This is a genomic window from Nonomuraea soli (assembly GCF_013761175.1).
Taxonomy (GTDB): Bacteria; Actinomycetota; Actinomycetes; order Streptosporangiales; family Streptosporangiaceae; genus Nonomuraea; species Nonomuraea soli.
This window is the reverse complement of record NZ_JACDUR010000010.1, coordinates 154776-180541: the sequence shown is the minus strand read 5'-3', so window position 1 is coordinate 180541 and position 25766 is coordinate 154776. Positions and strand designations below refer to the sequence as shown.

Below are 25766 nucleotides of genomic sequence, written 5' to 3'. Positions count from 1 at the left end.
AGCCGGACTTTCGCCGTATTCGTGGCCCAGACGCTGGGATTTCTTCCCTGAGAGACACTGTGCGAACCGTCGCGCCCAGACGATACCCGCGATCAAGGACGGCTAACGCAGCGTTACAACCAAGGCAGAACCCAGGTGGAACTGTGACGGTGGTACCCGCTGGAGCGGCCAGGCCAAACCTGAATTTTGATAACAATTGAAGGACGCGGCGCGCCCGAGACTCAGGCCTTGCCCACCAGCGTCGAGAGTTCGGCCACCAGCCAGCGCGAATCGGTGCGGACCATCGTGAGCCGGGCGCGATTTTGACTGAACTGTTGTTCGGAGCCGACCGCGACGCCCATGTTCACGAAGACGAGCACGTCGACCCGGTCGGGTGTGGCCCGTTCCACGGCAGCGCCGGCCACCGCCGCCTGCTGCACCTTCTTGTCGGCCCGCGCCTGCCCGACCAGCGTCCTGGCCAGCTCGGCGTAGTGCTTCGACAGCTCGCCCGTGGTGTGCTCGCCCGCGCGGGCCAGGTCCTGCTCGATCGTGCGGTAGTTGTACGACAGCAGGTCGGGCGTGACCGCCCTCGCGGCCGCCACGGCTTCGGCCCCGGCCGCGTCGGCCGCACGCATCCGGCTCAGGTCGGTCGCCATCACCGCGACCGAACCGCCCAGTCCGAGTACGGCCAGGCCGAGCACGGCGATGATCACCCATCTCACAGGACCTGCACCGCCCTGGCCACCAGCCATGATCCGCCGACCTTGATCAACTCCATCGACCACCGGTAGAACCGTTTCTGCGGCGGGGAGTTCGAGCCCTCCCACCGGATGTCCACATCGGCCACCACGAGGATCTTGGCAGAGCCCGGCTTCATGGACTCGAGCCCGGTCGCCCGCAGCACGCCGGTCTGGACGACCTTGTTGGCCAGCGTGGTCTCCTTCAGCTTCGCCGCTCCCGCCGCGTATTCGGAGCGCGCCGGCCCGGTGGAGGTCGCCAGGATGCGCTCGATGTCGGCATCGACCGTCGCGTGGCTGATCGAGATGAGGTTCATCGCGTGGGTGCCCGCCGCGTCGAGGGCGGCCTGCCGCTCGTCGGCCAGGGCATGAGCCTCGCGCACCTGCCCGCCCATCCACAGCGCGGCACCGGCCAGCAGCGCGACCAGCACTGCCAGCGAGGGGATCAGGAGCCGTCGCGCCATGTCACGGGATCATAACCGGCCAGCCAGGCCCGCAAGCCAGGAATCCCGGGCGTGGGGAGCGGATCGGGCACATTGCGCGAGCCTCGGACAGCCGTCTCGCTCGGTCGCGGGGCCTTGCAGTGGGTGTCGAGCCTGGCCGCCCTGACGGAGGTGTCCTGCGGGTAGCGGCGCTCGACCAGGTATCCCTCGCGGCACGGCGGCGGCACGTTGAGGTTCAGGTTGAGCCCGAAGTGCAGGCCGTCCTCCTGGACCACGGTGAACGCCCCGGCGATCCCGGCGGGGTAGCCGATCATCAGCTGGCGCAGGGCGTGGGCGCGGGCCGAGGCGGTCTGCCCGCCGATGACGAGGTTCGTCAGCAGCGGACGCAGGTGGGGCGAGACTCCGTCGACGAGCTTCTCGACCGGCGGCACGACGGCCACCGAGGCGTCGATCGCCCCGTCGAGGTGGCGGGCCTCCAGGTCGTCGGTGAAGGCCGACAGGTCCCTTGCGAACGCCTTCAGCTCCCCTCCGAGCTCGCGCTGGGTGCGCAGGACCGTCTCGCCGTGCCGTACCAGCGAGACCGTCTCGGGCAGCACGCCGGCGGCCGAGTCGACGAGCGTGGAGCCGGCCTCCAGCAGCCGGCGCAGGTGCGGGCCGTCGAGTGCCTGCTGCAGTTCGGTCACCACGGTCTCGACGTCGCGCGGGTCCACGGATCGCAGCAGCCCGTCGGCGCTCTCCAGGAGTCGCGCGGTGGAGACGGGCAGGCGGGTGCGCTCGCGCGGGATCACGTCGCCGTCGGCCAGGTACGGCCCCGCCGTACTCGCCGGGCGCAGGTCGAGGTACTGCTCCCCCACTCCCGAGCGGTTGGCGACCACGGCCAGTGTGCCCGCGGCCGGGACCGGGATCTCCAGCCGCAGCCGCGCGCGCACGCCGTCGGCGGTCAGGCGCAGCGACTCGACCCTGCCCGCAGGGACGCCCCGGTAGGTGACCTCGGCGTTCTCGAACAAGCCTCCCGTCTCGGCCAGGTCGACCGCGACCAGGCGGCCGCCGGGCAGCACCCGGGCGTACTCCACGAGCGTGTAGGCCGTGGCCGTCACCGTGACCACGAGGAAGATCAGCAGTTTGAGCCGCATCCCAGCAGGTTCTCCAGCGTCGTCGAGGGGGTCAGGTCGAGGGTGACGTCCACGTTGCCGTAGTCGCCCTTGACCATGCCGTCGGTCGGGAAGGGGAAGGTGATCGCGGTGCCCAGCCCGCGCGCGATGTCGCGTTTGGCCCGGTCCAGCTGGGCCAGCAGCGTGCGCAGGTGGCGCAGGTTGGCCAGGGTGTCGTCGTGCGAGCGGCGCACCACCCGCTCGGCCGTGCGCCCGAGCTCGCCCAGGCCGCGCACGAGCCCTGTCAGGTCTTCGCGCTGGCGCCTGAGCTGGCGCACCGCCGGTCCGATGCGGGTGGCGACCGCCTCGATCGTCCCGGTCCGTGCGGCGAGCGTGCCGGCCAACCGGTCGAGGTCGCCGATGAGCCGCACGATGTCGTCCTTGGAGCGGTCGAGGCCGGCGGCGAAGGTCTCCAGCCGGTGCAGCAGGCTCCTGAGCCGGCCGGTCCGCCCGCCGAGGACCTGGTCGAGCTCCCTGGTGATGGTGCCGAGCTGTTCGAGACCCCCGCCGTTGACCACCAGGGAGGCGGCGGCGAGTACCTGCTCGACCTCGGCGCCCTGGCCGGTGCGCGCGAGCGGGATGCGCTCGGCCGCCGGGCCCCGTCCGGCGGGTTCGAGCCGGACGTACTTCTCCCCCAGCAGGCTCGTCTGCGCGATCGTGGCGCCGGTCGCGGGTGGGAGCTCCACGTCGCCGCGCACGGTGCACACGACCTCGGCCCGCCACGACACGAGCTCGATCGAGGTCACCTTGCCCACGGTCACGTCGTCCACCTTGCACACCGACTGCGGCACCAGGTCGAGGGCGTCGGCGAACTCGATCGTCACCTCGCGCGGCCGCTCCCCCAGGTCGGCGCCGCCGGGCAGCGGCACGTCCTGGACCGCGCAGCCCGCGGCGGCCAGCAGCACCACCAGGAGCGCCCTCATCGCACCAGCCCTCCCAGGCTCGGATCGAGCTCGGCGCCCGCCGGCAGCGGCACCAGGTTCTGCACGATCGCGTCGAACCACCGGCCGTTGCCCACCGCGTCGGCGAACTGCCTGGTGTACGGCACCAGCAGGCGCAGGGTGCGGTCGAGGTTCTCCTCGTTGCGCCGCAGCAGCGCCACGAACGATCTCAGCTCCCTGAGGGCGGGTCCCAGCCGGGAACGGTTGTCGGCGATCAGTCCGTCGATCTGGCCGGCCAGGGCGACGGTATTGGTCAACAGGCTGTGGATGACCGCCCGCCTGGCCAGGATCTCCCGCAGCAGCAGGTCGCCGTCGACGGCCAGGTCGCCCAGCCGATCCCTGCGCTCACCGAGCAGGCCGGTGACGCGTTCGGCGTGCCGTACGAGCGCGTGGAGGCTCTCGTCGCGCTCGGCGACGGTTCGCGCGAGCCGGCCCAGGCCGTCGAGCGAGGAGCGGATCTCCTCGGACGAGCCGTCGATCGTCCGGGTGAGCACCTGCATGGCTCGCCTGAGCGCCCCGGCGTCGAGCCGTTCCGCGCTGCGGGTGACGTCGCCGACCGCGGGCACGATCTCGTACGGCACGCTGGTCCGCGACAGCGGGATCGGCCCGGCCAGCCGTCCCGCGCCGCCCGGTTCGAGCACGACCGAGTGCGAGCCGAGCAGCGTGGCCAGGCGGATGTGCGCCCGGGTCGCGGAGCCGAGCACGACCGGCTCCTCCACGCGCAGGTCGACGCGTACCTTGGCGCCGTCGAGCCCGACCGCGCTCACCTCGCCGACGCGCACGCCCGCGATCAGCACGGGCTCGCCCGGCCGCAGCCCCGCCGACTCGGCGAAGTGCGCCGAGTAGGCGGCGCCCGACGGCGGGCGCACCCCGAGTGCCACGGCGACCGCCGCCACCACGACGATCACGGCGGCCAGGCCGAGCGGAGCGGGGTTCATCCTCCTGAACATCGTGCGCCCGCATTCTCGATCTTCGCGCCCACCCGCAGCGAGCACAGGTAGAAGTTGAACCAGGAGCCGTAGGAGACCGCGCGGGTGAGCTGGTTGAGCCGCAGCGGCACGGCGTCGAGCGCGGCATCTATGCGCTCGCCGTCGGCGTTGAGCCCGGCCAGGAAGCTCTCGGCGTGGGCCAGGTCGGCCTTGAGGTCGGGACGCGCACGCGTCAGGAACCCGGCGGTGACGCCCGTCAGCCTGTCGAGGGTGACCAGCGACTCGCCGATCGCCCTGCGGTCGCCCGCCAGCCCCTTGACCAGGGCGTGCAGGTCGTCGATCAGCCTGGCGTACTCCTCGTCGCGGGCGGCGACGCCGCCGAGCACGGTGTTCAGGTTGCCGATCACGCGGCCGATCACGGCGTCGCGGTCGGCGAGCGTGGTGGTGAGCGAGGCGATGTGGCCGAGCAGGCTCTCGACCGTGCCGCCCTCGCCCTGCAGCACCTGGACGATCTGCAGGCTGAGCCGGTTGACCTGCGCGGGGTCGACGGCTTCGAGCAGCGGGCGGAAGCCGTTGAACAGCTCGGTCGCGTCGAGCGCCGGCCGGGTGTCGTGGATGGTCGCGCCCGCCGCGAGCGTGCCCGGTCCGCCCTTGCCGGTGGCGAGGGCCAGGTAACGCTCCCCGATGAGGTTGCGCCATCGGATCGCGGCGGTCACGCCCCTGGGCAGGCTGTGGCGTCGCTGGACGCTGAAGCGCACCTCCGCCCTGCCCGCCACCAGCGCCACACTCTCGACGCGGCCGACGCGCACGCCCGCGATGCGCACGTCGTCGCCCTCGCGCAGGCTGCTCGCGTCGGTGAACAACGCCCGGTAGTCGCTGGTCTCCGCGAACTGCACGCCGGAGATGGTGATCGCCAGGACGGCGACGCAGGAACCGGTGAGCAGCATGAAGAGGGCCAGCTTGACCAGCGTCTTCATGGGCGGGTCCCGTCGTCGAAGGCGACACCGGGGAAGGGCACGCGCGGATGGGGCAGCCCATGGCAACCCGGGCCGCGGGTGTCGGCGTATCGGGGTGCGTCGCTGCCCGGCTGGTACGGCCTGGCCGGGCGGACGAGCTCCAGCACCGCCCTGACCCTGCCGCCGGCGAACACCCGCTCCAGGCGGGGCCGCAGCCGCTCAAGTCCTTGGAAGGAGCAGGGGATCGTGGGGGCGTAGCGGGCGGTGACGCCCAGGGCCGGCCTGATGACGTGCTGCAGGCCGACGATGCCGGGCTCGTGCTCCTTCAGCAGCGTGTCGAGCTTGGACACGAGCTTCTGCCCGGTCAGCGTGTCGAGCTCGGCGCCGTTGGCGGTGACGGCCCGGCCGAGCTCGGCGCCGTTGTCGAGGAGCCTCAGCAGGCCGGGGGCGGCTTCGCCGTACAGCCGCAGGACGTCGGCCAGCGCGGTGATGTCGCGTCTGATGGCGGGAAGATGGGGTTCGAGGGCCGCGAGGTAGGCGTCGGCCCTGTCGATGGTCGTGCCGATCGCGGCGCCCCGGCCGTCGAGCGTGGTGGCGAGCTGGGTGAGGGCGGCGTTGAGCCGCTCGGGCCGCACGCCGCGCAGCGCCGGGAGCAGGCGGTCGAGGAGCTGGGTGGTCTCGACCGGGTTGCCTGCCGCGGCGAGCACGTCGCCGCTCCTGGCCGGTGCGGTGGGACGCGCGGGCGGGATCAGGTCGACGTACTTCTCACCGAAGAGCGTCTTGGGCAGCAGCCGCGCGGTGGAGGCGCGGTCGACCGGTTCGTCGAGCGCCAGGAGCAGCTCGGCGCCGCCGGGCACCTGGCGGACGCGCGACACCTCGCCGACGATCACGCCGCGCACCTTCACGTCGGCGCGCGGGCCGAGTTGCAGCCCGGCGCCGGGTGTTCGCAGCGTGACCTCGGTCGCGCCGGAGAGGACCTTGAAGTAGGCGCCGAGCGTGGCCGCCACGAAGGCGGCGATCACGGCGAGGAGGGCGACACCGTATCTCATCCGGCCAGCCTCACCGTCGTCGTGGTCCCCCAGATGGCCAGGCCGAGCAGGACGTTGGCCACGTTCACGGTGACCAGGACGGCCCGTACGGCCCGGCCGACCGCCACGCCCACCCCCGCCGGACCGCCCGTGGCGTGGAAGCCGTAGTAGCAGTGGATGAGGATCACCAGCACCGAGAAGACCATCACCTTGCCGAAGGACCACAACACGTCGTAGGGCACCAGGAAGAGCCCGAAGTAGTGGTCGTAGGTGCCGCTGGACTGGCCGTAGAACAGCGTGGTGACGGCCCGGGTGGCCAGGTAGGAGGCCAGCAGGCCGAGCACGTAGAGCGGGATCACGGCGCAGAACCCGGCGATCAGGCGGGTGCCCACCAGGAAGGGCCGCGACGGGATCGCCATCACCTCCAGGGCGTCGATCTCGTCGCTGATGCGCATCGCGCCGAGTTGCGCGGTGAAGCCCGAGCCGACCGTGGCCGACAGCCCGATCGCGGCGACCAGGGGCGCGATCTCGCGGGTGTTCACGTAGCTCGACAGGAATCCGGTGAAGGCCGAGGTGCCGATCTGGTCGAGCGCGGTGTAACCCTGCAGGCCCACCTCGGTGCCGGTGAAGAAGGTCATGAACGCGACGATCGCCATCGTGCCGCCCACCACGGCCAGGCCGCCGGTGCCCAGGCTCACCTCGGCCAGCAGGCGCAGCACCTCTCTGCGGTATCTCGCCGCACGGGGCAGGGCGGCCAGGGCCCTGGCGTAGAACTCGGCCTGCTCGTTGATCATGTGGTCACCGCGCTGATGAGGAAGTTCTCGGCGAACAGGGCCATCGCGGAGAAGACCACCGCCTGGTTGACCGCGTCGCCGACGCCCTTGGGCCCTCCTGCCGCCGTCAGGCCCTTGAAGGCGGCGATCAGGCCTGCCGTAGCCCCGAAGACCAGGGCCTTGACCTCGGAGACCCACAGGTCGCCCACCTCGGCCAGTGAGTTGAACGACTGCAGGTAGGCGCCGGGTGAACCGCCCTGGGCGACGACGTTGAACAGGTAGCTGGCGATGAGCCCGACGGTGGTGACCAGGCCGTTGAGGAAGGGCGCCACGACGGCGCACGCGACCACCCTGGGCACCACCAGCCTCTGGAGCGGATCCACGCCGAGCACCTCCAGCGCGTCGATCTCCTCCCGGATCTTCCGCGCGCCCAGGTCGGCACAGATCGCGCTGCCCGCGGCGCCCGCGACCATCAGCGCCGTGACCACCGGGCTGGCCTCGCGCACGATGCCGAGCACGGCGGTGGCGCCGGTGAAGGACTGGGCGCCGAACTGGCGGATGAGGTTGCCCGCCTGCAGGGCCAGGACCGCGCCGAACGGGATCGCCACCAGGGCCGTCGGCAGGGCGCTGACGCTGACGATGAACCACGCCTGATGCAGGCATTCGCGCCAGTGGAAGGGGCGCTTCAGCATCGCCCGCGCGGTGTCGAGCGATAAGGCGACAAATCTCCCTATGCGAGCAATTACACGCGGAGAGTGACGATCGATGGCCGCGAGAAAGGAAGAGCCGGACATGATCCGATTACCTGACGCTGCCGAGGAGACGCGGATACTCCCGCAGCCAGTCGCGCCCGCGCTCGTCGACGAACGAGCCGGGCGGCGGGACGACCCCGTTGGCCGCCAGCCACGTGCCGGGGGCCTGCTGGCTGCGCCGCAGGCGGCCCGCGGTCGGCATGAGCTGCGGCGGGATCGGCGGCAGGGCGCCGGGGTCGTGACCCTGCTGGGCCTCGGCCTCCAGCTCGGAGACGTCCTTCTCCTCCGACATGCCGATGGGCCCGTGCCTGCGGGCGTTGAGGAACTGCCGCACGACCGGCTCGCCGCTGGAGAGCATCATCTCGCGCGGGCCGAACATGACCAGCTCGCGGCGGAACAGCAGCCCGATGTCGTCGGGTACGGTGCGGGCGGTGTTGATGTCGTGCGTGACGATCAGGAAGGTCGCCTCGATCTCGGCGTTGAGGTCGACGATCAGCTGGTTCAGGTAGGCGGTGCGCACCGGGTCGAGACCCGAGTCCGGCTCGTCGAACAGGATGATCTCCGGGTCGAGCACCAGCGCGCGGGCCAGCCCCGCGCGCTTGCGCATGCCTCCGGAGATCTCGCCCGGCAGCTTGCCCTCGGCGCCGTTGAGGCCGACCAGCTCGATCTTCTCCATGACGATCTGCCGGATCTGCGACTCGTTCTTCTTGGTGTGCTCGCGCAGCGGGAAGGCGATGTTGTCGTAGATGTTCATCGAGCCGAACAGCGCGCCGTCCTGGAAGAGCACCCCGAACAGCCGGCGCAGCTCGTAGAGCTTGTTCTCGCCGCAGTTGGCCAGGTCGTGACCGTCGATCCAGATGTGGCCGCGGTCGGGGCGCAGCAGGCCCACGAGCGTCTTGAGGAAGACCGACTTGCCGGTGCCCGACGGGCCCAGCAGCACCGAGATGCCCCCTGCGGGCAGGGTGAGCGTGACGTCCTCCCAGATGACCTGCCTGCCGAACGACTTGGTCAGGCCCTCGACGACCACCTCGACGCCCACGGTCACCTTCCCTTCGCTGGGGGTAACTTGGCGTGCACTTTACTCCTCAGTGCCGCGCTGGAAGCGACCTTCCCACAAATTGGACTCGATTCCAATAAGCTGTACCGAGGTCAGCGGGCACTCCGTGCGCCATCCCAGCGACGTGTAGAGCGCCCGTCCCTCGACGGTCCCTCCCAGCACCGCCCGGCGCGCCCCACGCTCGTAGGCCAGGTTCTGCAGGCTCCTCATCACCACACTGCCCAGGCCCTTGCGCCGGTGCGCCTCCTCGGTCATCACCTTGTCGACGACGGCGTCCGCGCCCCAGACGGCCACCTGCCCCCAGGCCGCCCGCTCGCCGTCGACGATCACCCACACCTTCGACGTCGCGTCGTTCAGCGGCTCGACCACGACCTCGTGACCCGTCACCTCGAACGGGCTCAACTCCGTGGACATCATGAACCCGGGCGCCGTGATCTCCCAGCCGGGCGGCAGCGGCGGCAACTCCTCGACGAACAACTTCAGCCAGGAACCGCGCTCCGTGACCGTCGGCACCAGCTTCTCCAGCCACACCGGATCGGTCACGATGTGGCGGCGCGGCATCTCCGGCAACCCGACTTCCATACGCCAGCCGTACGGCTCGGCCACCGGCGTGTCCGTGTCACGCGACAACGCCCAGCCGTGCACCCAGGTCCTCACCAGTTCATCCATGACCGGCAGACTACGGACATGCGAAAGGGGCGGCACACCCGGCACCTGGGTGTGGCCGCCCCTCTCGAGAAGCGTGAAAGTTACTTCACGGTGACGGTCGCGCCGGCGCCCTCGAGGGCAGCCTTGGCCTTCTCCGCCTGCTCCTTGTTGACCTTGCCGTCGAAGACCGGCTTCGGAGCGCCGTCGACCAGGTCCTTGGCCTCCTTCAGGCCGAGGGAGGTCAGCGCGCGGATCTCCTTGATGACCTGGATCTTCTTGTCGCCGGCAGCCTCGAGGATGACGTCGAACTCGTCCTGCTCCGCGGCCTCCTCAGCGGCGCCACCGGCGGCCGGAGCGGCAGCAGCGGCGACGGCGACCGGGGCGGCGGCCTTGACGTCGAAGGTCTCCTCGAAGAGCTTCACGAACTCGGAGAGCTCGAGAAGGGTCATCTCCTTGAACGACTCAAGCAGCTCGTCGGTGCTGAGCTTCGCCATGATTGTTTCCTCCGTATGGATCTAACTAAAAGTGGGTGACAATCCCCGGGCTGGTTACTCGCCCGACTCGTCGCGCTTGGCGCGCAGAGCCTCGGCCAGCTGCGCCATCTGCGTGGGCAGCGCGGCGAACACGGCGGCAGCAGCGGACTGCTTGGCCTTCATCGCACCGGCCAGCTTCGCGAGGAGAACCTCGCGGGACTCGAGGTCAGCGAGCCTGGTGACCTCTGCGGCATCGAGGGTCTTGCCCTCCATGAAGCCGCCCTTGATCACCAGAAGGGGATTGGCCTTGGCGAAGTCACGCAGGCCCTTGGCGGCCTCGACGACGTCACCCTTCACGAAGGCGACGGCGGTCGGGCCGGTCAGGAGCTCGCCCAGACCCGTCACGCCGGCCTGCTCGGCGGCGATCTTGGTCAGAGTGTTCTTCGCCACGGCGAACTGCGCGTTCCCACCGAGCGCGATACGCAGCTGCTTGAGCTGCGCGACGGTGAGACCGCGGTACTCGGTCAGAACGGCGGCGCTGCTGCTCTCGAACTCATTCTTGAGCTCGGCAACGGCCGTCGCCTTATCTGCCCTCGCCATGGGCCTCCTTCCAGATGTGCCGCCAGCCCCCAGACATGAAGAAAGCCCCGTGCGCAGGCGCAACGGGACTTCATGGCAAAGCCGATGAACTCACATCACCTGCGCGGGCCATCCACATGAAGTGGATCCTTAGGTCATGCAAACATGACGACCGGCGGTCTTTGGCATCAGCCAGAGTACGCGTACTTCTGTCAAGATGCCAAATCGGCCCGCGCGATGGTGACGAAGCCCTAGCTGGTCGGGGATGCCGACGGCTGCACGGGCGGGTTGGTGGGCAGCGGACCCGTCTGGTCGGCGGGCGGCGCCTCGATCGACACCTTCTCGTTGAAGCCCTTGAAGAACAGGTTCGCGTTCAGCGTCGCACCCTCGTGGGAGCCGTTGAGCGTCAGCTTGCGGGGCAGGCCGTCGGAGCCGACCCAGATGTCGAACTTGACGTCCTTCAGCTGGGCCAGGTTCTGGCGAGCACGCTCCTGCTGCTCGGCGGGCAACTGCTGGAGGGCCAGCTCGACCGGGAAGGTGCCGCTGTAACGGGTCGTGTCGACCCCGTTCACCGACTCGGTGCCGGCCTGCTTGACGTCCTGCGAGGCGGTCACCATGGCCGTCACGGTCGCCAGGTCGAACTGGCGCACCTGGTCGAGGTACTTCTGCACCTCGGCCGCCGGACCCATCTCGGTCAGCTTCACCTGCACCCACGGCTTGGACGCGCCCAGCATCTGGTTGAGGGCGTCGACCTTGAAGTAGGCGGTGTCACCGCGAAGGATCGCCCGGGCGCCGCCCGGCAGGCTCTGCCCGCCGAAGTCGACGGTGTCGAGCGTCAGGTCCACGGCCAGCTCGGGCTGGCTCTGGTACTTCATCTGGCCCTGCACCTTGCCCGCGCCCTGCTGCGGGTGGGTCACATCGGCCACCAGGTCGACGGAGTAGCTCGTCACCTGCTGCGTCTTCTGCGCGGCCTGGAGGAGCACTTCGTTGGCCGCCAGGTTCGCCTGGATGGGCTGTGCGACCGTGCCACAAGCGGCGACTGTGAACAGCGCGCCCGCGGAGACCGCCGCGGCCGCGATCGTCTTCTTCAGCATGCTTTCGACCTTACGTCGTCGATTCACGCCCACCCGACTTCCCAGCCAGATCTCCGGGAAACGTGCGGGGAATCCGCACATGATCTTGCGTGGAAATCAGGGAAAACTCAGGGGGCACAGGCGATGCACGACGAAGCGCCCGCCCCGAACGAGTCGGAGCGGGCGCTTCGGAGAGCTCAGGAAGCTCAGGCCTCGAGCTCGGCGGTGAGGCCGCGCGTGAGGTTCGGGTCGACCGGCACGCCGGGGCCCATGGTGGTCGAGAAGGTGACCTTCTTCAGGTAACGGCCCTTCGCGGCCGACGGCTTGAGACGCAGCACCTCGTCGAGAGCGGCAGCGTAGTTCTCGATGAGCTGACGGTCGTCGAACGACGTCTTGCCGATGATGAAGTGCAGGTTCGCCTGACGGTCGGTGCGGAACTCGATCTTTCCGCCCTTGATCTCGGTCACGGCCTTGGCGACGTCGGGGGTCACCGTGCCGGTCTTCGGGTTCGGCATGAGACCACGCGGGCCGAGCACGCGGCCCAGGCGGCCGACCTTGCCCATGAGGTCGGGAGTGGCCACGACGGCGTCGAACTCGTTGAGGCGGTTGCCCTTGGCGATCTCGTCGATCAGCTCGTCGGCGCCGACGATGTCGGCGCCCGCCTCGCGGGCGGCCTCGGCACGGTCACCGGTCGCGAAGACCAGGACCCGGGCGGTCTTACCGGTGCCGTGCGGAAGGTTGACCGTGCCACGCACGATCTGGTCCGCCTTGCGAGGGTCGACACCGAGGCGGAAGGCGACTTCCACGGTGGCGTCGAACTTGGTGGTGGTCGTCTCCTTGGCCAGCTTCGCGGCCTCGACCGGAGAGTAGAGCTTCGCGCGGTCGATCTTCGCCGCTGCGTCCTTGTGCGCCTTGCTGCGCTTCACTTCTTGACTCCTTGTGGTTCGGCGGGCCGTGTGAAGGGCCCTCCCACGACGTTCGGAAAGGGTGTTACTCGGCGACCGTGACGCCCATCGACCGGGCGGTGCCGGCGATGATCTTCTCGGCGGCCTCGATGTCGTTGGCGTTGAGGTCGGGCATCTTCTGCTCGGCGATGGCGCGCAGCTGCTCGCGGCTGAGCTTGCCGACCTTGTCCTTGTGCGGGACCGCACTGCCCTTGTCGATGCCGAGAGCCTTGAGGATCAGGCGCGGCGCCGGCGGCGTCTTGGTGACGAAGGTGAAGCTACGGTCTTCGAAGATGGTGATCTCGACGGGGATGATGTTGCCCCGCTGAGCCTCCGTCGCAGCGTTGTACTGCTTGACGAAGTCCATGATGTTGACGCCGTGCGGACCGAGGGCGGTACCGACGGGCGGGGCCGGGGTCGCCTGGCCAGCGGGGAGCTGGACCTTGACGAGCGCGGCGATTTTCTTCTTCGGAGGCATGTCCTACTCCGGGTCCTGATTGGGTGTTAACACGCCGGAACCCCGCCCTATCGCGATGGGACGGGGACCCGAACGACTCAGTGTATGTCAGATCTTGGAGACCTGGTTAAACGAAAGCTCGACCGGGGTCTCCCGACCGAAGATCGAAACCAGCACCTTGAGCTTCTGCGACTCGGGGCTGATCTCGTTGACGGTCGCCGGCAGGGTGGCGAACGGGCCGTCCATGACGGTGACCGACTCGCCGATCTCGAACTCCACGGAAGGTCCCGCGGCGGCCTTGGTCTTGGCCTGCTTGACCTCCTCGCTGGGCTCGGGAGCCAGCAGCTTGGCGACGTCGTCGAGGCTGAGCGGGCTGGGCTTGTTGGACAGGCCGACGAAGCCGGTCACACCGGGCGTGTTACGCACGGCGGCCCAGGACTCGTCGGTCAGCTCCATGCGCACCAGGACGTAGCCGGGCAGCACACGCTCGCGGACCGGGACCTTCTTCCCGCTCTTGAACTCGTCGCGGGTCTGCGTCGGCACCTCGGTCTGGAAGATGTAGTCCTCCATGTTGAGGGAGACGGTGCGGGTCTCGATGTTGGACTTCACACGGTTCTCGTAGCCGGCGTAGGAGTGGATGACGTACCAGTCGCCGAGCTGGCCACGCAGCGACTGCTTGAACTCCTCGACCGGGTCGACGTACGCGGCCTCGGCCTCGTCGTCGTCCTCGGCGTCGTCGTCACCGTCTTCGTCCGCGTCGACTTCCTCGACGTCGGCCTCCTCAGCGGCCTCGTCGTCTTCGAAGTCGTCCTCGGCAGCCTCTTCCGGCTCCGACTCCCACGTGTCCCCGAACTGGTCGCGGGACTCGTCGGCGGGCACTGAAGACTCGGACACGGTGGCTCTTCCTCTTCCGTCGAATTGAACGGGCATCCGAAGAGGATGCCCACTTCACGCCTAGCTGAAGACCCGAAGGACGAGCTCGCCGAGGGCCCAGTCGAGGGCGTACACGATCCCGACCACGATCAGAACGAATATCAGAACGACCGTGGTGTAGGTGATGAGGTCTTTGCGTGTCGGCCAGATGACCTTACGAAGCTCGTTGACGACCTGCCGGTAAAACAGCGCGGGAGTGGTCCTGGACTTCTTCTCACCGCTCGGCTTGTCTGCGCTCTCGGCGCGGGTGTCGATCGCCACAGTCCTCACCTGAATCTGTCGTCGGGTCCAGCACATCGCGGCGCGCTTTCACGCCTTGGTGCGCGGACCGCAACTCGCAGGGCAAGAGGGACTCGAACCCCCAACCGCCGGTTTTGGAGACCGGAGCGCTACCAATTGCGCCATTGCCCTATGTCGTCAACCAGACTACCTGGTTGTCGTCGCTGCCCGTACCTATCCGCACTTCGACATGCGGTAGCTCGGCCAGGCCAGAGTGTATCGGGACATTGACCCGTACGTCGAACCGGAACCCGATCGCCCAGCTCACGGCCCTATGAAAGCATGGGAGACATGTCCACCCGACCTCGTATCTCCGCACGAATCTCCGCCATCGCCGAGTCCGCGACCCTGGCCGTGGACGCCAAGGCGAAGGCCATGAAGGCCGCCGGGCGCCCGGTGATCGGCTTCGGCGCCGGCGAGCCCGACTTCCCCACGCCCGGCTACATCGTCGAGGCCGCCGTCGAGGCGGCGAAGACGCCGAAGTTCCACAAGTACACCCCCGCGGGCGGCCTGCCGGAGCTCAAGCAGGCGGTCGCCGACAAGACGCTGCGCGACTCGGGCGTGCAGGTGTCGGCCGACCAGGTGCTCATCACCAACGGCGGCAAGCAGGCCGTCTACCAGGCCTTCGCGACGCTGCTCGACCCGGGCGACGAGGTCCTGGTGGTCGCGCCGTACTGGACGACCTACCCCGAGGCGATCAAGCTCGCGGGCGGCGTGCAGGTCGACGTGGTCACTGACGAGTCCACCGGCTACCTGGCGAGCGTCGAGCAGCTGGAGGCGGCGCGCACCGAGCGCACCAAGGTCCTGCTGTTCGTCTCCCCCTCGAACCCGACCGGCGCCGTCTACAGCCGCGAGCAGGTCGAGGCCATCGGCCGCTGGGCGGGCGAGCACGGCCTGTGGGTCGTGACCGACGAGATCTACGAGCACCTGGTGTACGGCGGCGCCGAGTTCACCAGCATCGTCCACTACCTGCCCGCCGACCACTGGGTCATCCTCAACGGCGTGGCCAAGACCTACGCCATGACCGGATGGCGGGTGGGCTGGCTCATCGGCCCGAAGGACGTGGTCAAGGCGGCGACCAACCTGCAGTCGCACGCCACCTCCAACGTCTCCAACGTCGCCCAGATGGCCGCCCTGGCCGCCGTGCGGGGCGACCTGTCGGCCGTCGACGAGATGAAGACCGCCTTCGACCGGCGCCGCAAGACGATGGTCCGGATGCTCAACGAGATCCCCGGCGTGCTCTGCCCCGAACCCGAGGGCGCGTTCTACGTCTACCCGTCGGTCAAGGAGCTGCTCGGCAAGGAGATCCGCGGCAAGCGGCCGCAGACCTCCGCCGAGCTGGCCGAGCTGGTCCTGGAGGAGGCGGAGGTCGCGGTCGTCCCCGGCGAGGCCTTCGGCACCCCCGGCTACTTCCGCCTGTCCTACGCCCTGGGCGACGACGACCTGGTCGAGGGCGTCAGCCGCCTGGCCAAGCTGCTGTCAGAGGCCCGCTAGACGACACCGGCGGGACCCCGGACGCCCGGGGTCCCGCCGGTCACTTCCCGCAGGTCTCCACGACGACGGCCAGCCCGAGGCGTTCCAGCGTGCAGCCGTTCCCGGCGTGTTCCGGCAGCCCGCTTCCGCGGTGGACGGTGACGGTGGTGCCGCCGGTCCAAGTCCTGGTGCTGCTGGTGCGCCTGTCGTGCAGCGTGCGCTTCACCGGCCCCTGCGGACGCCCCCGGGGCACGGCGACACCGTCCACGTCCTCGCCGTGCGGGTCGATCCGCTGCACGCCGGCCATGATGCGGTCGAGCTCCTTCTCCGCCCCGCCGCCCGCGGCGAGGACGAACGCCACGCCCGGCTCCTCCAGCCACAGCAGGGCGCGTCCCCGGTAGCCGGATGTCGCGAAGTCGGCGAGATACGCCTGCTTGCCCCGCCACTCGACCCGCTCCAGGCCGGTGTAGACGCCCCCCAGCTGCGCGATCACCGGGTCGAGCGACTCGACCTGAGATCCGCGCGCCGACGACAGCCACAACCAGCGGCCCTGGCCGCCCTCCCACGCGGGGTAGGCCAGCCACGGCGTGTCCTTCTGCGGCTGCTTCGTCGACAGGGTGAGACCTCTGGGCACGTAGCCGAGCCTGATCACGTCGGCCGCCGAGTCGCCCAGGTTGGTGAAGCGCATCCCGGCCGCGATCCTCTCCGCCTGGCCGGCGGGCGCGGTCACCTTGACGAGCCTGGTCGGGTGGGGCTGCCAGAAGACCTGGCTACGGTCCTGGGAGACCACCGCGAGGTGCCCGGAGTGCAGCAGGGGAAGAGGGTCGGGGTCGGACACCTGCTCCAGCTTCCGCAGCCCCGCGTAGTCGAGGGCCTCGGAACGGTTCTCGTAGACGGTGACCGTCACGCTCTCGCCCCAGCGCACCACGTCGCCTTCGCGCACCGGCGCCCCCAGTCCCGCGGGCAGGAAACCGAACTCGACGCCGGGGATCGGGCTGGCCATCGAGGTGGGCGAGGCCGCCTGGGGGGCGGCGGGCGGCTCGATCACGAGGTAGCCGGTCAGGGCCACGAGCGCCGCGGCCACCGCCGCGACCTGGAGCCGGGCACGACGGCGACGCCGCGACAGCCGTACGACACGGTCAGCCAGGTCGTGCGCGGCCTGCAGGTGGGCCGTCCGCTCCGCCATCGCCTCGCGCAGGTGGGTTTCAAGCATCGGCGGTCACTCCCTCGACGAGTTCGTCCCCGATCAGCACACGGAGTCTGGCCAGCGCCTTGGAGCTCTGGCTCTTGACCGTTCCCACGGAGCAGCCCATGACGGCCGCGGTCTGGGTCTCGGTGAGGTCCTCCCAGTAGCGCAGCACCAGGACGGCTCGCTGGCGGGCGGGCAGCCGCCGTAGCCCGTCGACGAGGATCTGCCGCAGTTCCACGCCGGAGGAGGGCGGCGCGGGGTGGTCGGGCAACGTCCCGGTGGGCACGATGCGCAGCACGTCCTCGGCGTCGTCCGCCGACCCGCACGACAGGTACGCCAGCCGCAGCAGGCTGGTGCCGCGGGCGGCGACGAACTCGGAGAACGGCGTCATGACCCTTATGTACGCTCGGCCACCGGAAAGGGTTGCCTAGTCTCGCACGGGCGATTTCGCCGAGAGCGCGATCGTGAGGAGCTCGGCCGCCAGCGACTCGCTGACCCTGATCCACGCGCCGGTGCCGAGGCGTTCGAGCCAGACGATGAGGCGTCCGCCGCCGGGATGGCGTCCGACCACGGCGGGCTTGCCGCGCACGATGACGGGCCTGGCGTCGAGCACGGCGTTGCGTGCCCGGAAGGCGTCCCAGCCGAAGGTGCCGCGCTCGACCTGGACCTCGACCGATCTGTCGCCGCTGCCGAAGAGGACCCGGCCGCCGTGCACGCCCGAGGCGGGTTCGACGGGGCCGCCGTCGATGCGTTCCAGGCCGCCGGGCAGGTAGGTGAGCCAGAGGTCGTCGGAGACGACGGCGATGGTGGGCGACGGGCTGGGCGCGGGAACCGTGGGGGCCGTGGGGGCGATGGTCAGCGGGACGAGCCGGGGCTGGACGAGCGCGGGCGCCGCCGTACGGCCGAAGCCGGAGGAGAACAGCTGGGCGATGACCAGGACCGACGCGGCGAGGGCCAGCAGGGCGACCGTGGCGCGCCACCACCGGCCGCTCGCCGCTTCCTGGATCATGGGCGATTACTGCCCTGTTCTGGCGGTCTCGATACCTTCCGCGATCTTCTTCAGCTCGGCGACGGTGGCGTCCTTGCCGAGTTCCTTGGCGCGGAGCGGGCTCATCATGAGCTCGACCGCCTTCTCGTCCGTGATCTTGAAGATCAGCGTGGGGGTGCTGCCCTCGTTGAAGGTGTCGACGCCGACCTCGCTCGTTTCGCCGCCCTCGCCGACGTTGCCGACCGCTCCGGGGCGGCCGTTGATGTCGAGCTTGCGAGGCAGCTTGCCCAGACCGCGCTCGGCGTGCTGGAGCGCCTCGCCCTCGCGCACGACGATCTGGATGGAGTACTGGCCGGCGGGCGCGTCGGGCGCGTCGTACGTCGTGGTGTAGCTGCCGGCACCGAAGCCGTCCTTGCCCGACCACCTCCCCCACGCCAGCCCGTCGGGCAGGTAGGTCAGGCGCACGCCACCGATCGTGCGGCCGTCGCCGAGGTCGCCGAGATCCTGCGGGAGCGCGGCGGTGAAGGCCAGCTCGACCTTGGTGCCGGGGGCGACCATGGTCCCGGCGGGCGGGCGCTGCTCGAACACCCTGTCCTGGCCCTCCCGGGGTTCGTCGGCCACCAGACCCGCCGTCCTGATCGCGGCGGCGGCCTCCTCCCACGTCATGTTCATCAGGTCGGGCACCGCGACCTCGGTCGCCACTCTCACGCTCGCGACGTCCTCGGCCTGCGTGCCCGGCGGCGTGGTCAGCGCCTGGTAGGCGGGCACGGCCCCCGCGACCGCGGCCACGGCGAGCAGGGCGCCTGCCGTACGGAACCTGATCGTGCTCGCCCGGCGGCCGCGGCGCACCGCGCGCCCCAGCCCCGGTGAGGCCCGCACGCCGGACACGTGCCGCTCCATGGCCTCCTTGAGCTGCTCTTCAACGCTCATGCCAACGCTCCCATGTGCTCGCGCATGCGGGCGAGCCCGCGTGCGGCCTGGCTCTTGACGGTGCCGACCGAGCAGCCGAGCAGGGCCGCGGTGTCGGACTCCGATCGGTCCTCCCAGTAGCGCAGCACCAGGACGGCCCGCATCCTGGGCGGCAGCCTGCGCAGTTCCTCGATGAGCGCGTCGCGCAGGTCGAGATCGAGCTCCGCCGCCGCGGTGTCGGGCGGCCTGGAGAAGGTGATCTCCTGGATCAGCCGCCTGCGCCGCGACCGCGAGATCGCCGCGTTGACCACCGTTCGCCGCGCGTACGCCTCCGGGTTGTCCTGCCAGATGCGCGGCCAGTGCTTGTAGACCTTCTCCAGCGCGTGCTGGACGAGGTCCTCCGCGTCGTGCGGCGTCGCTCCGCAGACCAGGACGGCCGTGCGCAGCAGGGAGGTACTTCGGGCGGCGAGGAACTGGTCGAACGCCGCTTCCTGTTCTTCGGTCATCAGCTCCCCTTTCGCCCCTCCCAACGCGCCCGCAGCGCTTAAGGTTGACAGGCAATATGGAACGACCGCTGCACACGCTGCCCAAGGCACACCTGCACCTGCACTTCACCGGGTCCATGAGACACCGGACCCTCATCGAGCTGGCGCGCGAGCAGGGGCTGCACCTGCCCGACGCGCTCGAGGAGGACTGGCCGCCCAAGCTGCGGGCGACCGACGAGCGCGGCTGGTTCCGCTTCCAGCGCCTCTACGACATCGCCAGGTCGGTGCTGCGCAGACCCGACGACGTCTACCGGCTGATGCGCGAGGCGGCGGAGGACGAAGCCGCGGAGGGTTCGCGCTGGCTGGAGATCCAGGTCGACCCGTCGGGGTACGCCAGCCGGTTCGGCGGGCTGACCGCCACCCTGGAGCTCGTCCTCGACGCAGCGGAGCAGGCCGCCGCCCTGGCCGGCATCGGGATCGCGGTGATCGTGGCCGCCAACCGCACCCGCCATCCCCTCGACGCCAGGACCCTGGCCAGGCTGGCCGCGCAGTACGCCGACCGGGGCGTGGTCGGGTTCGGGCTGTCCAACGACGAGCGGCGGGGCCAGGCGCGCGACTTCGACGCCGCCTTCCGCATCGCCAAGCGGGCCGGGCTGCTGGCCGTGCCTCACGGTGGCGAGCTGCTGGGACCTCGCTCGGTCGAGCAGTGCGTCGACGACCTCGACGCCGACCGCGTGGGCCACGGCGTGCGCTCGGCCGAGTCGCCTCGGCTGATGGAACGGCTGGCCGACCGGCAGATCTGCTGCGAGGTGTGCCCCACCTCGAACGTCGGGCTCGGCGTGGTCGAGCAGGCCGCCGACGTGCCACTGCGCAGGTTGTTCGACGCCGGGGTGCCGCTCGCGCTCGGCGCCGACGACCCGCTGCTGTTCGGTGCGCGGCTGCTGCCGCAGTACGAGCTGGCCAGGCATGTGTACGGCTTCCGCGACGCGGAGGTCGCCGAGCTGGCGCGCCAGTCGATCCGTTCGTCGGCCGCTCCCGAGTCGATGAAGAAGGAGCTGCTCAGGGAGATCGACGAGTGGCTCTCAGCGTAGCGACGTGGCGATCCTGTGGGCGTCCTGCAGGGTCTTGACGCCCTCCAGCCGGTAGCCGGTGACGTCGTCACCCCAGACGAGGGTGGAGTCGGCGACGCGCAGCGGCGTGGTCTCGCCGTTGCCCTTGGTGACGTAGGTGAGGTTGTGCGCCTCGGCGATCCACCAGCCGTGGGCGCCGTTCACCAGCACCTCCTCGGGCCATTCAGGACCGCCGAGCTGCTTGACGAACATCGGGCTGACACCGCCCGCGAACTGGTCGAGCCTGACGTGGTCCCAGAACATGCTGACCACGCGGCCGTCGCCGACGAGGATCTCGGAGGGCTCGCCGAGTGCGGCGGGGACCTTCGGCGTGAAGCCGACCTGCCGCGCCGCCTCTTCCAGGTCGGCCGAGCGGGCCCCGGGGATCTCCCTGGTCACGGTGGGAGAGGGACTGGGGTCGTTCACGCGGATCTCCACGCCCGTCGAGCGCAGCACCCAGACCACGGCAGCCGCGGTCAGCGCGAGCGCCAGGACCACCACCGCTGCCACCAGCTGCCAGCGGCGCACCTTCGACAGGGGCTTCACCGGCCGCTCGGGCTGAACGGCAGGTGACGCCGGCGCGTCGTGCGCCGGGTCGGGCGCCTGCAGGCGTGCCCGTACGGCCGAGGCCACCTCGGCGGGCGGCGGCCCCGTCACCTCGAGGGAGTCGCCGAGCGCCAGGAGCTCGCGTTCGAGGTCGCCGAAGTCGTCAGAGTCCACTGCCGCCCACCTCCTCCCGCAGCCTGGCCAGGCCCCTGTGGGTCCGGGACTTGACGCTGCCCAGCGGGCAGTCGAGCACCTGGGCCGTCTCGGCTTCCGACAGCTGCAGGAAGTACCGGCAGACGACCGCCTCGCGTTCCCGATCAGGGAGCTTACGCACCGCTTCGAGCAGCCTGGCCCGGCGGTCGGAGGCGACGGCAGTGCCTTCGGGGTCGTCGGGAGCCGTCACGGGGGCCTGCGCGCCGAGCCGTACGGTCAGCTCCGATCTGCGGCCCCTGGAGCGCGTCAGGTTGTGGGTCTCGTTCGCGACGATCCGCAGCAGCCACGGGCGGAAGGGTGCGTCGGCGCGGAAGCTCGCCAGGTGGCGGTAGGCCTTGACGAACGCCTCCTGGACCACGTCCTCCGCCTCGTCGCCCGCGCCCAGCATGGCGGCGGTGCGCTGGGCGAGCGCGCTGTAGCGGGCGACGAGGGCCTCATAGGCGCTCAGATCGCCGGCCAGGGAGCGGGCAACCGCCTCTGCGTCGTCCATGCGGAGTCTGATTTCATCGCACTCGGACGCGTCTGCGCTAGCGGGATGGTGAGCCGCCCCTCCTCCGCCCACCATCCCGCTACGCACAGTCTTGCGTCGAACACTCGACGTGACATCCGTAGATCGCGACGGACCCTACGTATTTATCGCGAGCTCGTAGGCGGACAGCACGTCGAGCGCGGCTCCGTGGGTGAAGGCCGCGTCGAAGGCGGAGGGGCCGACGAGCTCGCGCGTCTCTGCCTCGCAGCGCATGTGGCCCTCGGCCCAGTACGGCAGGCTGAGCGCCTGCAGCCCCGCCGTACGCCAGAGGTTGTCGACGGCGCCCAGCAGCTCGGCCGCACGAGAGCCCTCCCCCCTCGCGGCCACCAGCCATGCCTGCAGCTCGATGCCGAGCACCGCGCCCGGCACGTCGCCGAAGTCCTTCTTGATCCGCAGCGACTCACGGTTCTCGCGCGCGGCGCCGTCCACGTCGCCCCGCTCGTGCAGCAGCAGAGCCAGGCCGTAGTGGGCGATGGAGCGGCTCCAGCGCTCCCCCGAGTCCGCGCACCGGCGCACGCATGCGCGCAGCACCTGCTCGGCACGCGCGTCGCCGAGCCTGGCCAGGCAGATGCCCAGTTGCGCGGTGGTGAGCGTGTGGCCGGGGCCGGCGGCGTCGAGCTGGTCGCGCCTGGTCAGGGCGAGGTCGAAGGAGCGCGCGGCGCGCTCGTCGTCGCCGTTGACGAAGTGCGCGACCCCGATCATGTGGTCGGCGTACGCGTGGTCGACACCGTCCAGTCTGGCCAGAGCGGCGGCCGCGTCGAAATGCTCGATGTCCACCCAGGCGGCCACCCACAGGGCCTTGGTCCGTTCCGGTGAGGGCCACGGGTTGGCCGCCAGCGCCCTGCCCAGGTAGTAGCTGCCCTCGCGGTGCAGGCCGCAGGCGCTCCACAACGCCCACAGCCCGCCGGCCAGCTCCAGCGCGAGCGGCGGGTCGGCGCGCAGGCTGTGGTCGAGCGCCAGGCGCAGATCGGGCAGCTCGGAGCAGAGCCGCCCGACCCAGGTCAGCTGCTCGGGGCCCCGCCAGCCCGCCTCCGCCCCGCGGGTCAGCTCCAGCAGCACCCGCGCGTGGCGGTCGCGCGCCGGGCCCTGTTCGCCCAGCTCGCGCAGCCATTCGGCGCCGTACTCCCGCACGCTGTCGAGCAGCCGGTACCTGCGCTCCTCGCGGACCACGATCGACTTGTCGACCAGGCGGCACAGAAGCGGGAAGATCCGGCCCGCGCCCAGCCGTTCGTCATGGCAGACCTCCTCCGCCAGCCCGCGCTCGAAGGAACCGGCGAACACCGACAACCTCGCCCATAACAGCCGTTCCTCGGGCGTGCACAGCTCGTGGCTCCAGCCGATCGTCGTCCACAATGCGTGGTGGCGATGCGGCAGCGGCGGCGGCCTCCTGCGCGCCAGCACCCTGAACCGGTCGTCGAGCCGGCGCGCCAGATCGGTCAGCGACAGATGCCGCAGGCGGGCCGCGGCCAGCTCGATCGCCAGAGGCAGCCCGTCGAGCCGCTCGCAGATCTCCGCGATCAGCGCCAGCCGCTCGTCGGTGACCTCGAACTCCGGCAGTACGGCACGCGCGCGCTCCACGAACAGCAGCGGCGCGTCCAGGCCCATCGGCGGCACCGGGTGCACGTGCTCGCCCATGACGTCGAGCGGCTCCCTGCTGGTGGCCAGGACGCGCAGGCCGGGACACCTGGACAGGAGCGTCGTCACCAGCTCGGCGCACGCGTCGAGCAGGTGCTCGCAGGTGTCGAGCACCAGCAGCACGCGCCGCTCGCCGATACGGCCGGCCAGGACCTCGTTCTGCGGGCGCGTCGGCGTGCCCCTGGCTCCCAGCAGCTCGGTGATCGTCAGCCCCAGCAGCTCGGGGTCCCGCAGCTGTGACAGCTCGACCAGCCACGTGCCGTCGGGAAACAACCGGCCCGCCTGCCTAGCCGCCCGCAGGGCCAGACGGGTCTTGCCGACCCCGCCGGGCCCGGTGAGCGTCACCAGGCGCCTGGCGTCGAGCAGCGCGACCACGTCGTCGCTCATTCCGGCCCGCCCCACGAAGGCGGAGACCTCAGCGGGCAGATTCATCCTGCTGCTCCGTCACCCAGGTCGCGATCTGCGCGCGCGTGGAGAAGCCGAGCTTGGCCAGGATGTGCTCCACATGCGTGTCGACCGTACGTTTGGAGATCGTCAGCCTGCCCGCCGCCTCCCTGTTCGACAGGCCCAGCGACACCAGCTCGGCCACCTCCCACTCGCGCGGGGTGAGCGGCAGCTCCTGGCGGGTCTCGGCCGCGCCCATCGCCACCGCGACCGCCGCGTCGAGATCCAGGCGAGTACCCCTGGTGTGGGCGCCCGCGTAGGCGTGCCTGCCCAGCGCCTTGCGCGACAGCTCGGCGCAGGCGACGTGGGCGGCGTTGAAGTAGCTGGAATCGAGCAGCCGCGGCCCGACCGACTCCCAGATGCGCGCCGCCGCGCCCTGCAGGACCGCCGCCCGCTCCACGTCGCCGGACTCGGCGCGCAGCAACGCGACGAACTCGATCACCAGCACCGTGCAGAACAGGTCGTGGAAGTGGTGGCTGACCTGCAGCGAGCGCAACGACAACGTCAGCGCGAGATCACCGTCACCCGTCAACCAGGCGGTGTAGGCCTCCACGTAGTCGACGTACGAGCGCACCCACAACTCGCCCACGCTCTCGCAGCTCTCGCGTACCTGGTCGCACAGCTCGTGACACGCCTCCACCTGCTGCTGGAAGGCCATCACCAGAGCCAGCTCGACACAGGCCATCAGCACGTTGCACTCGAGCGTGCGGTTGGCCGCGTAATGCTCGACCGCCTCGTTGAACAGCTCCACCGCCCGGTCGTGGTCGTCGCTCACCAGGGCCAGGCAGCCCAGGCGGTGCACGGCGTACGCCTTCGTCGCCGGATCCTCCAGCGCGCGGCACTCCTCCAGCATCTCCCTGGCTCGCGAGAACTCCCCGATCAGCACCGCGACATAACCGGCCACCCACAACGCCCGCGCCCTGGGCCCCGTGGACCCGCCCCTGGCCAGGGCCCGCCCCAGCCACGTCCAGCCCTCGCCCAGCTGGCCGCAGCCGACCCAGTAGAACCACAACGTCGAGGCCAGCTCCAGCGCCTCGTCGACCTCGCACCGCTCGAACGCGCCCCGCAGGTTGTCGAGCTGCGCCCGCGTCCGCACGAAGATGCGCTGCTGATCGGGACCGAACCACGCCGCCGCGCTCGTCCTGGCCTGGGCGAGATAGAAGTCCTTGTGGCGGCGCTCCAGCCGCTCGCTCTGCGAGTCGAGCCTGGCCAGCCACTCGGCGCCGTAGTCCTTGATGGAGTCGAGCATCCGGAAGCGCAGGCCGCCCGCCGTCTCCTCGGCACTCAGGATCGACTTGTCGACCAGGCCGCCCACCACGTCCGCGATCTCGACCGCGGGCAGGCAGGAGTCGGAACAGACCGCCTCCGCCGCCTCCAGCGCGAACGAGCCGCAGAACACCGACAACCTCGCCCACAGCAGGCGCTCGTGCGGCGTGCACAGCTCGTGGCTCCAGCCGATCACCGTGCGCAGGGTGGTGTTCCTGTTGCCCAGGTCCAGGGGCAGCAGCTGGATGACCACCTCCTCCAGGCACATCACGCGCAGCCGTACCGCCGCCAGCTCGATCGCCAGCGGCAGCAGGTCGAGCCGCAGGCACAACTGCCTGACCAGCTCCGTCTGGCCCCTTCCGAGCGACGCGTCGCCCGCCCGGTCGGCGAACAGGCTCACCGCGTCGCCCGCCGACATCGGCGGCACCACCACCACGTGCTCGCCGTCGGCCTCCAGCACCTGCCGGCTCGTCACCAGCACCGACAGTCCCGCCGCCGCCTTCAGCAACGGGCCCAGCAGCGCCTCGCACTCCTCGACCAAGTGCTCCACCCCGTCGAGCACCAGCAGGACGCGCTTGTCGGCCAGATGGGCGTGCAACACCTCGCAGGCGGGCCTGGCCGTCTGGTCGACCAGCCGCAGACACGTCACCAGCGCCCGGTCCAGCATCTCCGGCGCGCGCACATCCGACAGATCGACGAAGAACGCGCCGTCCTCGAAAGCCCGCCGTACGGCATGCGCTGCCTTCAACGCCAGCCGCGTCTTACCCACACCGCCAGGACCCGTCAGGGTCACCAGCCGCGCCCTGCCGAGCAGCCGTTTCACCTCTTTGAGCTCCGCGCGTCGCCCG

29 protein-coding genes and 1 tRNA gene are annotated in these 25766 nt (G+C 70.4%); 2 read left to right on the top strand and 28 right to left on the bottom strand.

Features of this window, described 5'->3' with window-relative positions:
- Positions 1-221: 221 nt before the first annotated feature.
- From HNR30_RS42320 to HNR30_RS42230, 19 genes are all read right to left on the bottom strand, one after another.
- Positions 222-701 (bottom strand): hypothetical protein, encoded by a 480-nt coding sequence (locus tag HNR30_RS42320; protein WP_181615855.1) that lies wholly within the window; start codon positions 699-701, stop codon positions 222-224.
- Positions 698-1180, bottom strand: coding sequence for an Rv1363c family protein (locus tag HNR30_RS42315; RefSeq protein WP_181615854.1), 483 nt, complete (start codon positions 1178-1180; stop codon positions 698-700). The genes HNR30_RS42320 and HNR30_RS42315 overlap by 4 nt, the downstream gene beginning before the upstream one ends.
- Positions 1162-2292 carry an MlaD family protein gene (locus HNR30_RS42310; protein WP_181615853.1) on the bottom strand — a complete coding sequence of 377 codons (1131 nt, stop codon included), beginning with the start codon at positions 2290-2292 and terminating at the stop codon, positions 1162-1164. Before HNR30_RS42310 ends, HNR30_RS42315 begins: the two co-directional genes overlap by 19 nt.
- Positions 2274-3233: an MCE family protein gene (locus tag HNR30_RS42305; protein WP_181615852.1), complete on the bottom strand. Its 960-nt coding sequence runs from the start codon at positions 3231-3233 to the stop codon at positions 2274-2276. Before HNR30_RS42305 ends, HNR30_RS42310 begins: the two co-directional genes overlap by 19 nt.
- Positions 3230-4189, bottom strand: a complete 960-nt coding sequence (locus HNR30_RS42300) for an MCE family protein (RefSeq protein WP_181615851.1) — start codon at positions 4187-4189, stop codon at positions 3230-3232. Before HNR30_RS42300 ends, HNR30_RS42305 begins: the two co-directional genes overlap by 4 nt.
- A complete protein-coding gene (locus HNR30_RS42295) occupies positions 4186-5157 on the bottom strand; it encodes an MCE family protein (RefSeq protein ID WP_181615850.1) in 972 nt (323 codons plus the stop codon). The genes HNR30_RS42300 and HNR30_RS42295 overlap by 4 nt, the downstream gene beginning before the upstream one ends.
- Positions 5154-6185, bottom strand: a complete 1032-nt coding sequence (locus tag HNR30_RS42290) for an MCE family protein (RefSeq protein ID WP_181615849.1) — start codon at positions 6183-6185, stop codon at positions 5154-5156. The genes HNR30_RS42295 and HNR30_RS42290 overlap by 4 nt, the downstream gene beginning before the upstream one ends.
- Positions 6182-6958 carry an ABC transporter permease gene (locus HNR30_RS42285; RefSeq protein WP_181615848.1) on the bottom strand — a complete coding sequence of 259 codons (777 nt, stop codon included), beginning with the start codon at positions 6956-6958 and terminating at the stop codon, positions 6182-6184. The genes HNR30_RS42290 and HNR30_RS42285 overlap by 4 nt, the downstream gene beginning before the upstream one ends.
- Complete coding sequence (locus HNR30_RS42280) at positions 6955-7629, bottom strand: MlaE family ABC transporter permease (RefSeq protein WP_246380199.1); 675 nt, start codon at positions 7627-7629, stop codon at positions 6955-6957. The genes HNR30_RS42285 and HNR30_RS42280 overlap by 4 nt, the downstream gene beginning before the upstream one ends.
- 109 nt (positions 7630-7738) lie before the next feature.
- The gene (locus tag HNR30_RS42275) at positions 7739-8728 is read right to left on the bottom strand and encodes an ABC transporter ATP-binding protein (protein ID WP_181616015.1); all 990 of its coding nucleotides are present in this window, start codon (positions 8726-8728) and stop codon (positions 7739-7741) included.
- 39 nt (positions 8729-8767) lie between these two features.
- Positions 8768-9415, bottom strand: coding sequence for a GNAT family N-acetyltransferase (locus tag HNR30_RS42270; protein ID WP_181615846.1), 648 nt, complete (start codon positions 9413-9415; stop codon positions 8768-8770).
- Positions 9416-9495: 80 nt separating this feature from the next.
- Positions 9496-9888: a 50S ribosomal protein L7/L12 gene (gene rplL, locus HNR30_RS42265; protein WP_181615845.1), complete on the bottom strand. Its 393-nt coding sequence runs from the start codon at positions 9886-9888 to the stop codon at positions 9496-9498.
- A gap of 54 nt (positions 9889-9942) precedes the next feature.
- Positions 9943-10467 carry a 50S ribosomal protein L10 gene (gene rplJ / locus HNR30_RS42260; protein ID WP_181615844.1) on the bottom strand — a complete coding sequence of 175 codons (525 nt, stop codon included), beginning with the start codon at positions 10465-10467 and terminating at the stop codon, positions 9943-9945.
- A gap of 230 nt (positions 10468-10697) precedes the next feature.
- A complete protein-coding gene (locus tag HNR30_RS42255) occupies positions 10698-11540 on the bottom strand; it encodes an SCO4651 family lipoprotein (RefSeq protein ID WP_246380198.1) in 843 nt (280 codons plus the stop codon).
- A 185-nt stretch (positions 11541-11725) separates the two neighbouring features.
- A complete protein-coding gene (gene rplA, locus HNR30_RS42250; RefSeq protein WP_181615843.1) occupies positions 11726-12445 on the bottom strand; it encodes a 50S ribosomal protein L1 in 720 nt (239 codons plus the stop codon).
- A gap of 64 nt (positions 12446-12509) precedes the next feature.
- Positions 12510-12941 carry a 50S ribosomal protein L11 gene (rplK, locus tag HNR30_RS42245; RefSeq protein ID WP_181615842.1) on the bottom strand — a complete coding sequence of 144 codons (432 nt, stop codon included), beginning with the start codon at positions 12939-12941 and terminating at the stop codon, positions 12510-12512.
- 87 nt (positions 12942-13028) lie between these two features.
- Positions 13029-13814 (bottom strand): transcription termination/antitermination protein NusG, encoded by a 786-nt coding sequence (nusG, locus tag HNR30_RS42240; protein WP_312895036.1) that lies wholly within the window; start codon positions 13812-13814, stop codon positions 13029-13031.
- 60 nt (positions 13815-13874) lie between these two features.
- A complete protein-coding gene (gene secE / locus HNR30_RS42235) occupies positions 13875-14114 on the bottom strand; it encodes a preprotein translocase subunit SecE (protein ID WP_312895035.1) in 240 nt (79 codons plus the stop codon).
- Between the two features lie 77 nt (positions 14115-14191).
- Positions 14192-14264, bottom strand: a tRNA-Trp gene (locus HNR30_RS42230).
- Positions 14265-14423: 159 nt separating this feature from the next.
- Here HNR30_RS42230 and HNR30_RS42225 point away from each other — a divergent pair.
- Entirely contained in the window at positions 14424-15626 is a 1203-nt protein-coding gene (locus HNR30_RS42225; protein ID WP_181615839.1) for a pyridoxal phosphate-dependent aminotransferase, read from the top strand.
- Between the two features lie 40 nt (positions 15627-15666).
- Here the strand turns inward: HNR30_RS42225 and HNR30_RS42220 are convergent, their stop codons facing one another.
- From HNR30_RS42220 to HNR30_RS42200, 5 genes are read right to left on the bottom strand one after another with little or no spacing between them, the layout of a single operon-like run.
- On the bottom strand, positions 15667-16818 hold the full coding sequence (locus HNR30_RS42220) for a hypothetical protein (RefSeq protein ID WP_181615838.1): 1152 nt from the start codon (positions 16816-16818) through the stop codon (positions 15667-15669).
- Positions 16811-17185, bottom strand: coding sequence for a sigma-70 family RNA polymerase sigma factor (locus HNR30_RS42215; RefSeq protein WP_181615837.1), 375 nt, complete (start codon positions 17183-17185; stop codon positions 16811-16813). Before HNR30_RS42215 ends, HNR30_RS42220 begins: the two co-directional genes overlap by 8 nt.
- A gap of 36 nt (positions 17186-17221) precedes the next feature.
- Complete coding sequence (locus HNR30_RS42210; RefSeq protein WP_181615836.1) at positions 17222-17803, bottom strand: hypothetical protein; 582 nt, start codon at positions 17801-17803, stop codon at positions 17222-17224.
- 6 nt (positions 17804-17809) lie between these two features.
- Positions 17810-18712 carry a PASTA domain-containing protein gene (locus HNR30_RS42205; RefSeq protein ID WP_181615835.1) on the bottom strand — a complete coding sequence of 301 codons (903 nt, stop codon included), beginning with the start codon at positions 18710-18712 and terminating at the stop codon, positions 17810-17812.
- A complete protein-coding gene (locus tag HNR30_RS42200; RefSeq protein WP_181615834.1) occupies positions 18709-19197 on the bottom strand; it encodes a SigE family RNA polymerase sigma factor in 489 nt (162 codons plus the stop codon). Before HNR30_RS42200 ends, HNR30_RS42205 begins: the two co-directional genes overlap by 4 nt.
- A gap of 56 nt (positions 19198-19253) precedes the next feature.
- Here HNR30_RS42200 and HNR30_RS42195 point away from each other — a divergent pair, with 56 nt between their 5' ends.
- On the top strand, positions 19254-20267 hold the full coding sequence (locus HNR30_RS42195; RefSeq protein WP_181615833.1) for an adenosine deaminase: 1014 nt from the start codon (positions 19254-19256) through the stop codon (positions 20265-20267).
- On the opposite strand, the gene HNR30_RS42190 is transcribed toward HNR30_RS42195, so the two are convergent.
- From HNR30_RS42190 to HNR30_RS42175, 4 genes are all read right to left on the bottom strand, one after another.
- Complete coding sequence (locus HNR30_RS42190; RefSeq protein ID WP_181615832.1) at positions 20259-21005, bottom strand: hypothetical protein; 747 nt, start codon at positions 21003-21005, stop codon at positions 20259-20261. The two genes, HNR30_RS42195 and HNR30_RS42190, sit on opposite strands and share 9 nt — an antisense overlap.
- Complete coding sequence (locus HNR30_RS42185) at positions 20995-21534, bottom strand: RNA polymerase sigma factor (RefSeq protein ID WP_181615831.1); 540 nt, start codon at positions 21532-21534, stop codon at positions 20995-20997. The genes HNR30_RS42190 and HNR30_RS42185 overlap by 11 nt, the downstream gene beginning before the upstream one ends.
- 135 nt (positions 21535-21669) lie before the next feature.
- Positions 21670-23640, bottom strand: coding sequence for an ATP-binding protein (locus tag HNR30_RS42180; protein ID WP_181615830.1), 1971 nt, complete (start codon positions 23638-23640; stop codon positions 21670-21672).
- Complete coding sequence (locus HNR30_RS42175) at positions 23624-25741, bottom strand: ATP-binding protein (protein ID WP_181615829.1); 2118 nt, start codon at positions 25739-25741, stop codon at positions 23624-23626. Before HNR30_RS42175 ends, HNR30_RS42180 begins: the two co-directional genes overlap by 17 nt.
- Positions 25742-25766 lie beyond the last annotated feature (25 nt).